The following is a 16,377-nucleotide window of genomic DNA, read 5'->3' on the forward strand; positions in this document are numbered from 1 at the left end:
GCGCAGCAGTCCCAGTCTTTCAAGTAAAGAGCCGGGGCCGCTTCGCGGCCCAACGGGAGCAAGCTCCCTCGCCACAGGTTACACAAGATCGATTTCAGGCGGCTTTACCACGTCGCGGTGTTCGGCAGGTCCAGCGTCCCACGGTCGACGAAGCGCATCGTACCGAACAGCCCGCCCGCCAGTTTGCCTCGCAGCACGTAGGGCAGGTTGTTCAAGCTTTGGGTCTGGCTCAGGCCCAGGGTCTGACGTAACACGGAGAATGCCGAAACACTGACCGGCACCGTCAGAACCGTCTCGGAAAAGCGTGGAATGGAGCCGCTCTGATCACTCACGCCTGACGCCAGCGGCCGGCCATTGACCTCCAGGTCCAGGGCCACGCCGTTGTAGTCGATTGCCGTTTCATTGGGGTTTTGCACCCGCAGCTTCACGGCGAAGCGCACTTCCAGGTCTTGGCTTTGCAGGGGCTCGATGCCCACCACGTTGATATTCACCGAGTCGCGGTTGGGGAACAGGGCGCATGCGCTCAGGGTCAGCAGCAACAGCGATAGAACCATGAGCTTGCGCATCTAAAAGTGCTCCTATTTCGTGACGTCCGGGTCCTGCATGACTTTGAGGGTAGAGGACTCCGGATCAAATTCATCTTCTTCCAGCTCTATGAACTCTTCCGGCAGGAAAATGTTCAGCAGGATTGCACAGAACGCGCCCACGGTGATCGGCGATTCAAAGATGTTATGCAGCGCCTTGGGCAGCTCGCGCAGCACTTCCGGCACGGCGGCGACACCCAGGCCCATGCCGAGGGAGATCGCCACGATCAGCACATTGCGCCGGTGCAGCCCGGCTTCGGCGAGGATCTTGATCCCGGCCACGGCCACGGTGCCGAACATGATCAACGTGGCGCCGCCCAGCACCGGCTTGGGCATCAGTTGCAATACCGCGCCGATCATCGGGAACAGGCCCAGCAGCACCAGCAGGCCGGCGATAAAGTACGCCACGTAGCGGCTGGCCACGCCGGTCAACTGGATCACGCCGTTGTTCTGGGCGAAGGTCACCATCGGCAGGCTGTTGAAGGTGGCGGCCATCGCCGAGTTGAGGCCGTCGGCCAGCAGGCCGGACTTGATGCGTTTGATGTACAGCGGGCCCTTGACCGGCTGCTGCGAAATCATCGAGTTGGCGGTCAGGTCACCGGCCGCTTCCAGGGGCGAGATCAGGAAGATCACCGCCACCGGGATAAACGCCACCCAGTCGAACGAGAAACCGTACTTGAACGGCACCGGCACGCTGATCAATGGCACCTGGGGCAACGCCGCCATGTCCACACGGCCCAGCAGCCAGGCCACAACAAAGCCCAACGTCAGGCCAATCACGATTGAACCCAGGCGCAGGAACGGGTTGTTGAAGCGGTTGAGCACCACGATCGTCAGCAGCACCAGCGCCGCCAGCCCCATATTGCTCGCGGCGCCGAGGTCGCTGGCGCCAAAGCCGCCGGCCATGTCGGTGACCGCCACCTTGATCAACGACAAGCCCATCAAGGTAATGATGGTGCCGGTGACCACCGGGGTGATCAGCTTGCGCAGCTTGCCGATGAACTGGCTGAGCGCCACTTCGATAAAGGCGGCGAAAAAGCAGATGCCGAAAATCGTCGAGAGGATCTCATCGGTGCCGCCGCCGCGGGCCTTGACCATGAAGCCCGCGCTGAGAATCACACTGATAAAGGAAAAACTGGTGCCCTGCAGGCACAGCAACCCGGAGCCGATCGGGCCGAATGTGCGCGCCTGCACGAAGGTCCCGAGCCCCGACACAAACAGCGCCATGCTCACCAGGTACGGCACTTCGCTTTCCAGGCCGAGCACGCCACCGACGATCAGCGTGGGGGTGATGATGCCGACAAAACTGGCCAGCACATGCTGCAACGCGGCAAAAACCGCTGCGGTGAAGTGCGGGCGGTCTTCCAGGCCGTAGATCAAGTCGGATTTATAGCGCGGGCGGGGGGCTTGAGCGTCAGACAAAATGCGGGCTCGGGTCAGAAAAGGGAGGCGCAGGATGCCAGAAACTGCCTATGCTCAGAAGTGTAAATAAATATTTATAAACCCCCTGCGCAAAATCCAAGGCCCGGCCGATAACGCTTATAGGCCCACATTCCAATGACAACAGTGGTGACCAAGGTCTGGGCAGCGCGTTGACGCTGACGGATCGTTTCGCGGCAGGGACGCTCGCAAACACAATTTCTGAGAGCACCCCGCCTATGTCCCTCCGTCAGCTGAATATTGCCCCTCGAGCGTTTCTCGGTTTCGCCTTCATTGCGTTGTTAGTGATTTTACTGGGGGTGTTTGCGGTCAACCGCATGACGCAGATCCGTCAGTCCTCGGTGGACATGAGCGCCACGCAACTGCCTAGCGTGACCTTCCTCGGCAACATCACGGAAAACGTATTGCGCCTGCGCATCCTGTCGTTCCGTGTACTGGTCAACCGCGAACCCGCCGGCCTGCAGGAAGCCGAAACCCGCATCGGCGTGCTGGCGGACAAGGTGAAAACCGCCCAGGCCAGCTATGCGGCGTTGCCTATGGGGACGGAGGAGGCGGCGCTGTACAAGACGTTTGTCACCACCCTGGACAACTACCTCAAGGCCCAGGCCGATATGCTGGTGCTGTCCAAGCAAGGCAAGGTGGATGAAATGCGCGCCTTGATCAATACACGGATCAAGGACGGCACCGACCAGATGGGCGAGCAGTTGAACAAACTGATCGCCCTCAATGCGGCGGATGCCAAGCAAGCCGACGCTGAAGCCGGGCAGAGTTACCAGGGCGCCATCACCGGCGTCATCGTGGTCTCGGTGGCCGCCGCATTGCTCACCGTGTTGCTGGCCTGGTTGCTCACCCGCAGCATCGTCACCCCACTGCGCAAAGCCGTGGAAGTGGCCGAAACCATCGCCGGTGGCAACCTGAGCAAAACCATCGAAGACGACGGCAAGGACGAACCGGCGCGGTTGCTCAGTGCCTTGTCCACCATGCAAGCCAACTTGCGCCAGACCATCCAGCACATCGCCGGATCGGCCACCCAGTTGGCGTCTGCAGCTGAAGAGCTGAGCGCGGTCACCGAAGAGGCCTCCAAAGGCTTGCAGCAACAGAACAATGAAATCGACCAGGCGGCCACGGCGGTCAACGAGATGACGGCGGCCGTGGAGGAGGTGGCACGCAATGCGGTGTCGACTTCCGAAGCGTCCGGGCAGTCCAACCAAGCTGCGCGCGAAGGCCGCGACCGCGTGATGGAAACCGTCGGCGCGATCCAGACCATGACCCTGGACGTGCAGAACACGGCGGCGATGATCGAAGGCCTGGCCACCCAAGGCCGTGACATCGGCAAAGTGCTGGACGTGATCCGCGCGATTGCCGAGCAAACCAACCTGCTGGCGCTCAACGCCGCCATCGAAGCGGCACGTGCCGGTGAAGCCGGGCGTGGGTTTGCGGTGGTCGCCGACGAAGTGCGGGCCCTGGCCCATCGCACCGCGCAGTCGACCCAGGAGATCGAGAAAATGGTCGCCGGTATCCAGAACGGCACCGGTGAAGCCGTGCAGTCCATGCAGCAGAGCAACCAGCGCACCCAGGGCACCCTGGAAATGGCCCGCGCCGCCGGCGTCGCCTTGGAGCAGATCACGCAGTCCATCAGCCTGATCAACGAACGCAACCTGGTGATTGCCAGCGCGTCGGAAGAACAGGCCCAGGTTTCCCGTGAAGTTGACCGCAACCTGGTGAACATCCGCGACCTGGCGACTCAGTCGGCGGCGGGGGCCAACCAGACCAGCGCGGCCAGCCATGAGCTGTCGCGGCTGGCGGTGGATTTGAATGGGATGGTGGCGCGGTTTGTGATCTGAATACGTCAGGAACCTGCTTTTTGTAGTGAGCGGGCTTGCCCCGCGCGAGGCAAGCTCGCTCACTACAGTAGGATCAGTGTTTCCAAGCTGCTGCATTCACAAGGTTCTTTGGTCGCTCCCCGGCCAACGCCTGCAACAGATTATCTACCGCACACGTGGCCATCGCTTCGCGCGTCTCATGGGTGGCCGAGCCGATATGCGGCGTGGCCACCACATTGTTCAAGCGCAACAACGGCGAATCGTGATCCAGTGGTTCCTTCTCAAACACATCCAACCCCGCCGCCCGGATTGTGCGCTGTTGCAACGCCTCTACCAGCGCAGCTTCATCCACCACCTTGCCCCGCGAGATATTGATAAAGATCGTTTCCGGGCCCATCCGCGCGAACTCATCGGCGCCAATCAGCTTCTCGGTCTGCGCGGTGAGCGGCAGCGTCAGGCAGACAAAGTCGGCCTGTTGCAGCAGGTCGTTCAAGCTGCGGTACTGCGCGCCAAAACGGGCCTCCACCGCCGGTTTGGGCGAATGGCTGTGGTAGATCACCGGCATGCCAAATCCGAAATGCCCGCGTTGGGCCAGGGCTTCGCCGATGCGGCCCATGCCGATGATGCCCAGGGTCTTGCCATGCACGTCGCTGCCGAAATGCGCCGGGCCGATGTTTTTGCTCCACTGGCCGGCGCGCACCATATCGGCCAGTTCGACCACGCGGCGGGCAGTGGCCAGGATCAAGGCAAAGCCGGTGTCGGCGGTGGTTTCGGTGAGCACGTCCGGGGTGTTGCTGAGCAGAATGCCGCGTGCCGTCAGGTAGTCGATAGCGTAGTTGTCGACGCCCACCGACACGCTGGCGATCGCTTCGAGTTGCGGTGCCAGGTCCAGCAGTTGCGCATCCAGGCGCAGGCTGGCACCCAGCAACCCGTGGGCGTAGGGCAGGGCATCGCGCAGTTTGGCCAGGCCGGTGTCGTCCAGCGTTTCGATCAGCGTGACCTCGGCCTGCTCATGCAGGCGGGCCATCAGCGGCGCGGAGAGTTTTTTGTACAACACGACAGACTTTTTCATGCGGTCTTTACCTTCAATTTCAGGTTTGGCTCCGGCGTGCGGTCACTGGCGCCGGGCTTGAGAAAAATCGTCAGCACCACCGACAGCATCAACGCGCCGCTCATCAGCAGGTACGAAGCGCCGGGCGAGCCGGTGCTGCTATTGAGGTAACCCACCAGGTACGAACCGCCGAACGACCCGAGGGCGCCCATGCTGTTGATCAGCGCCATGGCGCCCCCGGCGACGTTGGCCGGCAGGATTTCCGGGACAATCGCGAAAAACGGCCCGTAAGGCGCGTACATGCACGCGCCGGCAATCACCAGCAAGGTGTAGGACCACCAGAAGTGTTCGGCGCCGAGCGCGTAGGAGGCATAGAACGCGATGGAGGCGATCAGCAGCGGCGGCCACACAAAGCGTTTGCGTTTTTGCAGCTTGTCCGAGCCCCACGACACCAGCAGCATGCCGATCACCGCCGCCAGGTAAGGCAGCGCCGACAGCCAGCCGGCTTCGACCATGTCCATCTGCAAGCCGGCCTTGAGGATCGACGGCAGCCACAGCACAAAGCCATACACGCCGATGCTCCAGCAAAAGAACTGCAGCGCCAGGATGATGACCTTGGGCGAGCGGAAGGCTTCGGCGTAGTTCTTGACCGCCTTGATGCCCACCTGTTCGGCGGCCAGGGCGGTTTCCAGGTTGTGCTTTTCGCTGTCACTGAGCCACTTGGCATCCTTTGGACGCTCATCGGCCAGCTTCCACCAGATAAACGCCCACAGCACCGCCGGCAGGCCTTCGATGATGAACATCCAGCGCCAGCTGAAATGCTGCACCAGGTAGCCCGAGACCACCGACATCCACAGCATGGTCACCGGGTTGCCGAGGATCAGGAAGGTATTGGCGCGCGAACGTTCGGCACGCGTGAACCAGTGGCACAGGTACACCAGCATCGCCGGCATCACCGCGGCTTCGACCACGCCGAGCATGAAGCGAATCACGATCAGCATGTAGGCGTTGGAGACCACACCGGTCAGGGTGGCCAGGCCGCCCCAGAGGATCAGGCTGACGAAAATCAGCTTTTTCACGCTGCGCTTTTGCGCGTAGATCGCCCCCGGCACCTGGAAGAAAAAGTAACCGAGGAAAAACAGGGCCCCCAGCAATGACGACATGCCGGGGGTGATCATCAGGTCTTCGGCCATCCCGGAGGCGGCGGCGAAGCCGTAGTTGGCGCGGTCCAGGTACGCCAGGCTGTAGGTGATAAAAACGATGGGCATGATGTACCACCAACGGCGGGTGGCGAGTTTCACGGTGTCCATGGGGTTGCTCCTGAGCTTGTTGTAGTTGTGGCAACAGGGTGTGAGTTATGCAACGGATCGACTGGGTAACTCTGAACGCTTGGGCAGGCCTTCCATGTCGCCGCGGCTCTGCACGGCGCGGCTGCCGATCCAGTTACCGCGCTGTACCGCTTCGCGGAAGCTGAGGTTTTCCAGCAGGGCGCTGATCATGCCCACGGCAAAACCGTCGCCGGCGCCGACCGTGTCCACCACGTTTTCCACGCGCACGGCGGCGACAAAGCCTTGGTCCATCTGGGTGCGGTAGTAGGCGCCGTCCGGGCCGAGCTTGATCGCCACGGCTTCGGCGCCCTGGTCGAGGTAGAACGCGGCGATATCGGCCGGGTCATCGAGACCGGTGAGCAAACGGCCTTCGCCCAGCCCCGGCAGGACCCAGTCGGCCAGGCCGGCGAGGGCGTTGATTTCGCGGATCATTGTCTGCTGGTTGGCCCACAGCGATGGCCGCAGGTTGGGGTCGAACGACACGCTGTGCCCGGCCTTGCGCATCTGCGTCATGAGCTCGACGGACAATTCGCGTGTCGCTTCGGACAACGCCGGCGGAATGCCCGTGGCGTGCAGGTGGCGGGCTTTCAGCAAGGCTGGGCTGATCGCGGCAACGGACAAGTGGCTGGCCGCCGAACCCTTGCGGAAATACTCCACCTGGGGATCGTCTCCGGCGTCTTCGCGGGATTTGAGCTGAAAGCCGGTGGGGTGCAACGGGTCGACCGCCACATGCCGGCAATCCAGGCCTTCCTTGCTCAGGGTGTCGACCACAAAACGCCCGAGGGAGTCATTGCCCACCCGGCTCAACCAGGCCACGTTGAAGCCCAGGCGTGACAGGCCGATGGCGACGTTGCTGTCGGCCCCGGCAATGCGTTTGTGAAACTGCCCGACCTGGGCGAGGTCGCCGGTGTGCTCGGCGACGAACATCGCCATGGTTTCACCAAACGAGAGGATATCGATCTCAGACATGCGCATTCTCCGCACGGGGTTGGCCCAGCAGGGCGAGGGCGGCAACTTGCTGCGCGGTGACCGCGACCAGGTCATCGCCCTGCAACGGAAATTCCACCGCCCGGGTAATACCTTGAGTCATGTGTTTGAGCAGTTGTTCCCACAGATGCAGGTCGGTGGCGCCAGGCGGCAGGGCCACCAGCTTGCCGTCCGCGCGGCGCGCCACGGCCTTGCAGTGCAGGTAATCCACATGCCGGCCCAGCAGGCGCGCGGCGGTGAGGGCGGACTGGTCCTGCCACTGCCAGTTGCCGATATCGAAGGTCATCTTCACCGGTAAACCGAGGCGCTCGACTGCGGTGAAGAAACGCTGCATCGGCTCGATCCGACCGCCGTGCAAGGTCTGGTCGTTTTCCACCAGCAGTCGGACCGGGTGGCGGTTGAGCAGGGCGTGCAGGCTTTCCAGGTCATTGGTGTCGGTGAAATAACCGAGGGACACCTTGAGCCAGCGCGCACCAAAGGCCTGCGCGCGGTCCAGGGTCGCGCCCAGCTCGGCATTCGGTTGGGCGCGGCCGGCGACCCACAGTTCCAGGGGCGATGAGAACACCGACTCCAGACCCTGCTCGGCAGCGGCCTGGGCCAGTTCGTGGGGGTGTTCGACGGTCAGCAATTCTTCACGCCATTCGATACGTTGGGCGCCGGCGGCCGTCAGCAGCGCGACAAAACTCAATTGGCCCTGCTGGCGGACAAGCTCGGCGCCGTAACTGGAAAGGCTGATGGAGACGGGGTACTTATGCATTGTTGTTTACCTCTGAAACCGGTTTCATTTTTGTGCGCAAAATTAACAAGTGGGCGCTGGGCCTACCCGCGATGGCGGTGTGTCAGGTGGCCAGGTGCTTGCCTGAAGCACCGTCATCGCGAGCAAGCCCGACTTCCACGGGGAGTTGGGTTGAGCCTCGGATGATGAGTCGTGGCAAGAAATCCAAGGTGCGGGTCGGCTCAGTGTCGCCGCGCAAGCGCTTGAGCAAACAGTCGAACGCGGTGGCGCCGATGGCCTCGGTCGGCTGGGCGAGGGCGGTGATGCCAGTGCCTACCAACGGGTACCAATCAAGGTCATCCAGGGCGATCAGGCCGACATCCTCGAACAGGTTGCAGCCCAGGTTTTTCAGGGCTCGGGTGCAGGTCAGCGCCGCCACGCCGTTGGCGCAAAACAGGGCCTTGGGGCCGGCGTTGGCGAGAAAGGTTTCCAGACGATTTTCCAATTCGCCATCCAGTTCCAGCACCGCACCAGTCAGTGCCGGGCGGCGCGCAATCTCGGCCTTGAAACTGTCCAGGCGCTCCAACCGCGAGCTGGTGCCATCGGGGGCTTCGCTCACCAGCAGCACATGGCGATAACCCTGTTGCTCCAGGTGATCCACCGCCATACGCACTGCTGCCGGGTTGTCCAGGCCGACAAGGTCGCTGTGCAGCGGCTCGACCTTGCGGTCCACCAGCACCAGGGGCATTTCCCGTTGCAGTTCCAACAGTTGGTCGAGGTGATGGCCGAGGGTGTTCACGATCAGCCCTTCGATGTTGTACGAACGCAACGCGGCGAGGTGCTGGCGCTCTTGCTCGTCATCACGGTCGGTGTTGCACACCACCAGGCTGTAGCCGTGCTGGCGGCAGGCGGTTTCGACGCCGTGCATCACGGCAATGGAATAGGGGTTGCGGATATCGGCCACCAGCATGCCGATCAGGCGGGTGCGGCCGCGCTTCAAGCCACGGGCCATCTGGTTGGGGCGGTAGCCAAGTTCTTCGATGGCGTGTTCGATACGCAGGGCGATGGCGTCGGAGAGCAGGGCGCGGTCATCGCCGATAAAGCGCGACACGCTGGCTTTGGACACGCCCGCGCGCTCGGCGACGTCGAGCATGGTCACGCGGCTGCGCTGGGCGGCGGAAAAGTTGTTCACGTTCATCGACCTTCTATTTTTTATTGGAATGACTGAAACCGGTTTCAGGAGACCATTAAATGAGGAAAGTCGTCAAGAAGACGAAGGGCAATGCCAGATGACCGGTATGTTCAGACCAGCACACTCAACCAAGTCGCGACTAACAGCAGCAAGGCCATGCCTTGGTTGAGACGTTGCATGGCGGTGGCCGACCGGAACACCCGCGAGGCGCCTGCACCCAACAGCGCCCACGTCCCCAGGCAGGGCATCGATATCAGGCAAAACACCAGGGATAAGTGCACCACCTGGCTCTGGCGCTCGGCACCGTGGCCGGCAAATACACTCACCACCGCGAGCGCCATCATCCAGGTTTTCGGGTTGATCAACTGCAGGCTGGCGCCGCCGATCAGGCCAAGAGGCTTTTCGCTTGCAGCCACTTCGATGGCCTGTGCGGGCGCTCTGAAGATCTGGCAGGCCAGGTAGCTCAGCCAGGCGACCCCCATCCATTGCAGCGCCATTTGCACGTTGGGCCAGTGCGCCAGTGACTGGCCCAAGCCGGTCCCCACCAGCAATACAAGGCCCGCCGCCCCGAAGCAGGCGCCGAGAATGATGGGCAGCGTGGCTTTCAATCCATACCGCGCGCTGTTACTCAGCACCAGGATATTGGTAGGGCCGGGAGTGATGGAGGCGACAAAGGCGAACAACATAAATGACAACATGGCAGGTGACTCCGAAAAACCAATCGATGGAGTCGATCTTCACTGCCCGGCGTGTCATCTGTCTGGAAGATTTGAGCAGCGCTTGCGGTACGCGGCGGGCGTGAGGCCGTAGGCACGCACAAACCAGCGTCCTAAATGGCTTTGATCAGCAAACCCCAGGGCAATCGCCACCTCCGCCGGTTGCTCACCCCTGGCCAGCAAGTGCCGGGCACGCGCCAGGCGCAGCTGTACCAGGTAGGCGTGCGGCGGCAGGCCGAACGCGCTTTTGAATGCGCGGGTCAGGCGGAAGCGGTCGACGCCGCAGGCCAGGGCCAGTTCGTCCATGCCCACGTCAACGTGCAGGTGGGCATGCAGGTATTCCCGGGCCTTGTGCGCCACCTGCGGCAGACGCGGGTCTTCGCGGTAGCGGGTGCGCCAGTAGAGTTGGCCGGTGAGGCGTTCCAGCAATTGGTCCATGGCGCGCTGGCGAACGATGCGCAGCTCGCCGCTGTGCAGGGTTTGGAAGGCCTGGCTGGTGGCCAGGGCCAGGCGTGGGTCGCTGGTCAAGGTGCTGGCGAAACTCAATTGGCTATCGAGTGGTGCCTCTTCAAACACCGTGCTCACTTCCCGCGCCAACCACAGCGGGTCGAGATAGAGCATGTGGTAGGTGAAGCCGTCCGCGCTGGGCGCGTTGCCGTCATGCAGTTCGCCGGGCTCCACCAGGAACACCTGGCCCGGCACACTGTTGTGGCGGGTGCGGCGGCAGTTGAATTGCTGCACGCCTTGTTCGGTGACGCCGATCAGGTAGCTGTCATGCCAATGGGGGTCGTAGGCATGACCCTCAAAATGCGCGCGCAGGGTCTCGATGCCGGTGTCGGCGTCCTGTGACAGATCGATCCAATTGTGCGCGGCCATGACTCACCGAGGCGAAATACGTGAGGCTATTAGCGCCCAGCGCTGGGTGGGCGTCTAGAAGGTTTGTGCAGCATCAGCCGAACAGCCCGGCGGCGATATTGATCGAGAAACCTAGGATCGCCGTGTTGAACAGAAACCCGATCAGCGATTGCCCCAGCACCACCTTGCGCATGCCCCGGGTGGCGACGCCCACATCAGAGGTCTGCACCGCCACGCCAATGGTGAAAGAGAAGTACAGGAAGTCCCAATAGTTGGGGGTCAGCAGCCCTTCGGCAAAGCGCAGCGCCGGCTCCTTGCCGTCCCAGGTGTAATACAGGCGGGCGTAATGCACGCTGAAAATCACCCCGATCAGCAGCCATGAACCGATCACGGTCAGCCCGGTAAAGCCGTAGTGCAGCAGACGTTCGGAGGTGGCCAGGTCTTTGCTGCCGACCAGTTCGAAGGTGATGGTCGCCAGGCTGGCAATGGCGGCGATGCACACCGTGAACAGCACCAGCCCGGCGTTTTCATCTTCGACCTCGGCGATGCGCTTCACGTCCTCGGCCTTGGCGCGGCGGGTCAGCCACAGCATCAGCACCAGATAAGTCCAGACCCCGGCGTTCCAGCCGATGAGGATTTTGCTGACGAGGGTGTCGGCCGGCGCCAGGAGGCCCACGGCAAGGCCGAGCACGGCGGCGGCGGAGAGGCGAGGGTGGGTGCGGGCCAGGAAGGGCATAGAAACTCACAGCTGACGAGGTGTCAGTAGACTGTACCTGATCCCGAATACAACCCATAACCCTTGTGGGAGGGGGCTTGCTCCCGATAGCGGTGTGTCAGTCGATTCATCAGGTGACTGCTACACAATTCTGGGTAGGGCGTCGGACCTGTGGCGAGGGAGCTTGCTCCCGTTGGCGGCCTGGTAGACGACCAGGATGTTGGATCAGACCGGGTACATATCCGTTATTTAGGTAACGGCTGGTATGGGTTCCGCCCTTACGGCGGGTCACTTTTGAAAGGAGCCCAAAAGTAACCAAAAGGCTCTTGCCCCAACACTCGGCACCTCGCTCACGCTCGGTGTGCCCGTAATCCGACAGGTATTTGGGGGGCCGCCGCCACGCGCCCTCCATGGCGCGGGGCGGCTAAACCGGCATCCCTGCCGGTTTACCCCCCAAATCCCTGTCGAATTCCGGCCAGCGTGTTTGACGGGGCGCCTGAGATCAAAAGCAGGGTCAAGATCAAGATCAACAGCGACTCGCTTCGCATCGTGGTTAGCGTGGTTGCTACAGCGTTGTGTAGATGCCTATGGTCATCGGGGGCAAGGCCCCTCCCACATTTTACCTGTGTCTACTTGGGGCCTTTTTTGACCAGCTTCATCACCACCACAAAAAACACCGGCACAAACACCACCGCCAGCGTCGCGGTGATCATCCCGCCGATCACCCCGGTACCGATCGCCTGCTGGCTGGCCGAGCTGGCCCCCGTGGCAATCGCCAGCGGCACCACGCCGAGGATGAACGCCAGGGACGTCATGATGATCGGCCGTAAGCGCAACCGCGCAGCCTTCAAGGTGGCGGTGATCAGGTCTTCACCCTGGTCGTACAGGTCCTTGGCAAACTCGATGATCAGGATCGCGTTTTTCGCCGATAAGCCAATGATGGTGATCAAGCCGACCTTGAAGAACACATCGTTGGGCATGCCGCGCAAGGAGACGGCCACCACCGCACCGAGCACGCCCAACGGCACCACCAGCAACACCGAGGTCGGAATCGACCAGCTTTCATACAATGCCGCCAGGCACAGGAATACGATCAGCAGCGACAGGCCGAGCAGCAACGGTGCCTGGGCACCGGACAGTCGCTCCTGCAGCGACAATCCGGTCCATTCCTGGCCCAGGCCGGCCGGCAACTGGCTGACCAAGCGCTGGATCTCATCCATCGCCTCACCGGTGCTGTGCCCCGGTGCCGCTTCGCCGGAAATCGCGATGGCCGGGTAGCCGTTGTAACGGGTCAACTGCGTCGGGCCCTGGGTCCACTTGGCTTCGACAAACGCCGACAACGGCACCATCTTCCCGGCGTTGTTGCGCACGTTGATCTTCATCAAGTCCGCCACCTGGCTGCGCTGGTCACCCTCGGCCTGCACCACCACCCGCTGCATGCGGCCCTGGTTGGGGAAGTCATTGATGTAGGCCGAACCGATGGCTGAGGACAGCACGTTGCCGACGTCGGCAAACGACACGCCCAGCGCGTTGGCCTGCTTGCGGTCCACCTCCAACTGCACTTGCGGGGCCTCGGCCAGGGCGCTTTCGCGCACGTTGGCCAGGATCGGGCTTTTTGCGGCGGCGGCCAGCAACTCGGTGCGCGCCGCCATCAAGGCGGCATGGCCGACACCACCACGGTCCTGCAAGCGGAATTCGAAGCCGCTGGACGTGCCCAGGCCATCCACCGGCGGCGGCAGGATCGCATAGGCGATCGCGTCCTTGAGCTCGCTGAAGGCCATGTTGGCACGGTCGGCAATCGAGGACGCAGAGTCATCGCTGCTGCGTTCCGACCAATCCTTGAGCGTGGTAAACGCCAGCGCCGCGTTCTGCCCCGAGCCGGAGAAGCTGAACCCCATGATCATGGTGGTATCACCCACCCCAGGCTCCCCGGCGTTGTGCGCTTCGATCTGCTCGGCCACCTGCACCGTGCGGTTCTTGCTCGCACCCGGAGGTAACTGGATGTCAGTGATGGTGTAGCCCTGGTCTTCCACCGGCAGGAACGAGGAGGGCAGGCGGCTGAACATCCATCCCAGGCCGACCAGCAGCACCAGGTAAATCAACAGGTAGCGGCCGCTGCGCTTGAGGGCGTAGGCCACCCAGCCTTCATAGCGGTCGGTGAGCTGTTCGAAGCGCTTGTTGAACCCGCCGAAGAAACCGCCCTTGGCGTGGTGCTCGCCCTTGGCAATCGGCTTGAGCAAGGTGGCGCACAGGGCCGGGGTCAAGGTCAGGGCCAGGAACGCCGAGAACAGGATCGAGGTGGCCATCGACAGCGAGAACTGCTGATAGATCACCCCGACCGAACCCGCCATGAACCCCATCGGCAGGAACACCGCCACCAGCACCAGCGTGATGCCGACGATCGCGCCGGTGATCTGGCCCATGGCCTTCTTGGTCGCGTCCTTGGGCGACAGGCCCTCGGTGGCCATGATCCGCTCGACGTTCTCCACCACCACGATCGCATCGTCCACCAGGATGCCGATCGCCAACACCATGCCGAACATGGTCAGTACGTTGATCGAAAAGCCCAGCAACAACATGGTCGCGAAGGTGCCCATCAACGCAATCGGCACCACCAGCGTGGGGATCAGCGTGTAACGTACGTTCTGCAGGAACAGGAACATCACCGCAAACACCAGCGCCATCGCCTCGAGCAACGTGTAGACCACCTTGGTGATCGAGACTTTGACGAACGGCGAAGTGTCGTACGGGATCTTGTATTCCACATTGGCCGGGAAGAAGCGCGACAACTCGTCCATCTTCGCCCGCACCCGCGTCGCAGTGTTCAGCGCGTTGGCACCCGGTGATAGTTGCACGCTGACCGCGGTGGACGGTTTGCCGTTCAGGCGCGTGGAGAACTGGTATTCCTGGCTACCGACTTCCACTCGCGCAACGTCGCCGATGCGCACGGTGGAACCGTCCGGGTTGGCCTTGAGCACGATGTCGGCGAATTCGGCCGGCGTCGACAACTGGCCCTTGACCAGCACCGCCGCGGTGATTTCCTGGCTGTTCGTCCCTGGCAAATCACCGATGCTGCCGGCAGACACCTGGGCGTTCTGCGCGCTGATGGCGGCGTTCACATCTGCCGGGGTGAGGTTGAAACCGATCAGTTTCTGCGGGTCGATCCAGATGCGCATGGCGCGCTCGGCACCGTACAGCTGGGCCTTGCCCACACCGTCCAGGCGCTTGAGTTCGTTCATCACGTTGCGCGCGAGGTAGTCACTGAGCGCTACGTCATCGAGCTTGCCGTCGTTGGACGTGAGGGTCACCAGCAGCAGGAAGCCGGCGGAGACTTTCTCCACCTGCAAACCTTGCTGGGTCACCGCTTGCGGCAGGCGCGGTTCCACGGCCTTGAGGCGGTTTTGCACGTCAACCTGAGCCATTTCCGGGTTGGTGCCCGGCTGGAACGTCGCGGTGATGGTGGCCGAGCCCAGGCTGCTCTGCGACTCGAAATACAGCAGGTGATCGGCGCCGTTGAGCTCCTGCTCGATCAGGCTGACCACGCTTTCGTCCAGGGTCTGGGCCGAAGCGCCCGGGTACACCGCATAGATCTCGACTTTCGGCGGCGCGACGTTGGGGTACTGCGCCACCGGCAGTTGCGGGATGGCGAGCGCGCCGGCCAGCAGGATAAACAGGGCCACCACCCAGGAGAAGATCGGGCGGTCAATAAAGAACTGCGGCATGACAGGTTATTCCTTTACGAGCGGGCTAGCGTCCACTTCAACTTTTTCACCGGGGCGCGCATGTTGCAGGCCTTCGACGACGATACGGTCACCGGGCTTGAGGCCGCTGCTGACGATCCAGCGGTCCTCGATCACCGCGCCCAACTCCACCGGTTGCTGGGTCACCGTTTGCTCGGCGTCCAGTAGCAGCACCATCGGAATGCCGGCGCTGTCACGGGTGATGGCGCGTTGCGGCACGCTGATGCCTTGCTTGTCGACGGCCTGTTCCAGGCGCACCCGTACAAAGCTGCCGGGCAGCAGGTCGAGGTCCGGGTTGGGGAATTCGCTGCGCAGGATGATCTGCCCGGTGCCGGGGTCGACGCTGATCTCGGCGAACAGCAATTTGCCCGGCAATGGGTAGAGACTGCCGTCGTCCTGGATCAGCGTGGCTTTGGCCTGGTCCTGGCCGACCTGCTTCAAGCTGCCGGCGCGGAAGGCCCGGCGCAGATCATTCAGCTCGCGGGTGGACTGGGTCAGGTCGGCGTGGATCGGGTCCAGTTGCTGGATGATCGCCAGCGGCGTGGCCTCGTTCTGGCCGACCAGTGCGCCTTCCGTCACCAGCGCCCGGCCGATGCGCCCGGAAATCGGCGCGGTCACGGTGGCGTAGCCCAGGTTCAGCTTGGCGCGCTCGACCGCCGCCTTGTTGGCGGCGACCTCGGCGTTGGTCTGGCGCACGGCGGCGCGGGCGTTGTCGTAGTCCTGGCCGCTGATGGCGTTGCCTTCCACCAACTGGCTGTAGCGCTGCTCTTGCAGGCGCGCCTGGAAGGCATTGGCCTCGGCCTTGCTCAGATTGGCCTGGGCGCTGTCGAGATCGGCCTTGAACGGCGCGGGGTCAATGCGAAACAGCACGTCGCCCTGTTTCACGTCGTGGCCTTCCTTGAACACCCGCTGCATCACCACGCCGGCGACCCGTGCGCGCACCTCGGCAATGCGCGGCGCGGCAATGCGCCCACTCAGTTCGCTGGTGATGGACAGGGGCTTGGCTGCGAGGGTTTCGATGCGCACTTTGGCCAGGGGCATTTCCGGTGCCTCGGCGGCGGAGTTGTCACACGCGCTCAGCGCCAGGGTGAGGGCCAGCAGGCAAAACGGCGCAAACAGATTCTTCGACATGCTCTTATCCCAATATTGACTGGCGCATCCTAAAGTCACCTGCGCCGTGGTGCTGTGAAGCTGTGTAGGCCGTGTGTGAAGAAATGTAAGGTGCGGCGCG

13 protein-coding genes are annotated in these 16,377 nt (G+C 62.7%); 1 reads left to right on the forward strand and 12 read right to left on the reverse strand.

The genetic code is table 11. From position 1 onward, the window contains the following. Positions 1 to 104: 104 nt before the first annotated feature. Together QCBJ_RS06945 and QCBJ_RS06950 are read right to left on the reverse strand one after the other, a co-directional pair. A complete protein-coding gene (locus QCBJ_RS06945) occupies positions 105 to 566 on the reverse strand; it encodes an LEA type 2 family protein (protein ID WP_102060386.1) in 462 nt (153 codons plus the stop codon). A 12-nt stretch (positions 567 to 578) separates the two neighbouring features. Beyond that, a complete protein-coding gene (locus QCBJ_RS06950) occupies positions 579 to 2,006 on the reverse strand; it encodes a nucleobase:cation symporter-2 family protein (protein WP_012723898.1) in 1,428 nt (475 codons plus the stop codon). Between the two features lie 236 nt (positions 2,007 to 2,242). Here QCBJ_RS06950 and QCBJ_RS06955 point away from each other — a divergent pair, with 236 nt between their 5' ends. Then, complete coding sequence (locus QCBJ_RS06955) at positions 2,243 to 3,868, forward strand: methyl-accepting chemotaxis protein (protein WP_102060387.1); 1,626 nt, start codon at positions 2,243 to 2,245, stop codon at positions 3,866 to 3,868. Between the two features lie 73 nt (positions 3,869 to 3,941). Here the strand turns inward: QCBJ_RS06955 and QCBJ_RS06960 are convergent, their stop codons facing one another. The 10 genes from QCBJ_RS06960 to QCBJ_RS07010 form a co-directional block, all read right to left on the reverse strand. Then, positions 3,942 to 4,919, reverse strand: coding sequence for a D-glycerate dehydrogenase (locus tag QCBJ_RS06960; RefSeq protein WP_102060388.1), 978 nt, complete (start codon positions 4,917 to 4,919; stop codon positions 3,942 to 3,944). Continuing rightward, positions 4,916 to 6,208 (reverse strand): MFS transporter, encoded by a 1,293-nt coding sequence (locus QCBJ_RS06965; RefSeq protein WP_012723901.1) that lies wholly within the window; start codon positions 6,206 to 6,208, stop codon positions 4,916 to 4,918. The genes QCBJ_RS06960 and QCBJ_RS06965 overlap by 4 nt, the downstream gene beginning before the upstream one ends. 45 nt (positions 6,209 to 6,253) lie before the next feature. Continuing rightward, positions 6,254 to 7,195 (reverse strand): sugar kinase, encoded by a 942-nt coding sequence (locus QCBJ_RS06970; protein WP_012723902.1) that lies wholly within the window; start codon positions 7,193 to 7,195, stop codon positions 6,254 to 6,256. Further along, positions 7,188 to 7,970: a sugar phosphate isomerase/epimerase gene (locus QCBJ_RS06975; RefSeq protein ID WP_102060389.1), complete on the reverse strand. Its 783-nt coding sequence runs from the start codon at positions 7,968 to 7,970 to the stop codon at positions 7,188 to 7,190. Before QCBJ_RS06975 ends, QCBJ_RS06970 begins: the two co-directional genes overlap by 8 nt. 82 nt (positions 7,971 to 8,052) lie before the next feature. After that, positions 8,053 to 9,120, reverse strand: coding sequence for a LacI family DNA-binding transcriptional regulator (locus QCBJ_RS06980; protein ID WP_102060573.1), 1,068 nt, complete (start codon positions 9,118 to 9,120; stop codon positions 8,053 to 8,055). Between the two features lie 110 nt (positions 9,121 to 9,230). Further along, a complete protein-coding gene (locus QCBJ_RS06985) occupies positions 9,231 to 9,818 on the reverse strand; it encodes a LysE family translocator (protein ID WP_102060390.1) in 588 nt (195 codons plus the stop codon). 54 nt (positions 9,819 to 9,872) lie between these two features. Continuing rightward, positions 9,873 to 10,712, reverse strand: coding sequence for an AraC family transcriptional regulator (locus QCBJ_RS06990; protein ID WP_102060391.1), 840 nt, complete (start codon positions 10,710 to 10,712; stop codon positions 9,873 to 9,875). A gap of 73 nt (positions 10,713 to 10,785) precedes the next feature. Beyond that, entirely contained in the window at positions 10,786 to 11,427 is a 642-nt protein-coding gene (locus QCBJ_RS06995) for a DUF1345 domain-containing protein (protein ID WP_012723907.1), read from the reverse strand. Positions 11,428 to 12,035: 608 nt separating this feature from the next. Then, a complete protein-coding gene (locus QCBJ_RS07005; RefSeq protein WP_102060393.1) occupies positions 12,036 to 15,128 on the reverse strand; it encodes an efflux RND transporter permease subunit in 3,093 nt (1,030 codons plus the stop codon). Between the two features lie 6 nt (positions 15,129 to 15,134). Beyond that, on the reverse strand, positions 15,135 to 16,277 hold the full coding sequence (locus QCBJ_RS07010; RefSeq protein WP_093545382.1) for an efflux RND transporter periplasmic adaptor subunit: 1,143 nt from the start codon (positions 16,275 to 16,277) through the stop codon (positions 15,135 to 15,137). Positions 16,278 to 16,377 lie beyond the last annotated feature (100 nt).

The organism is Pseudomonas sp. QC2 (assembly GCF_002859085.1).
Lineage (GTDB): Bacteria > Pseudomonadota > Gammaproteobacteria > Pseudomonadales > Pseudomonadaceae > Aquipseudomonas > Aquipseudomonas petroselini.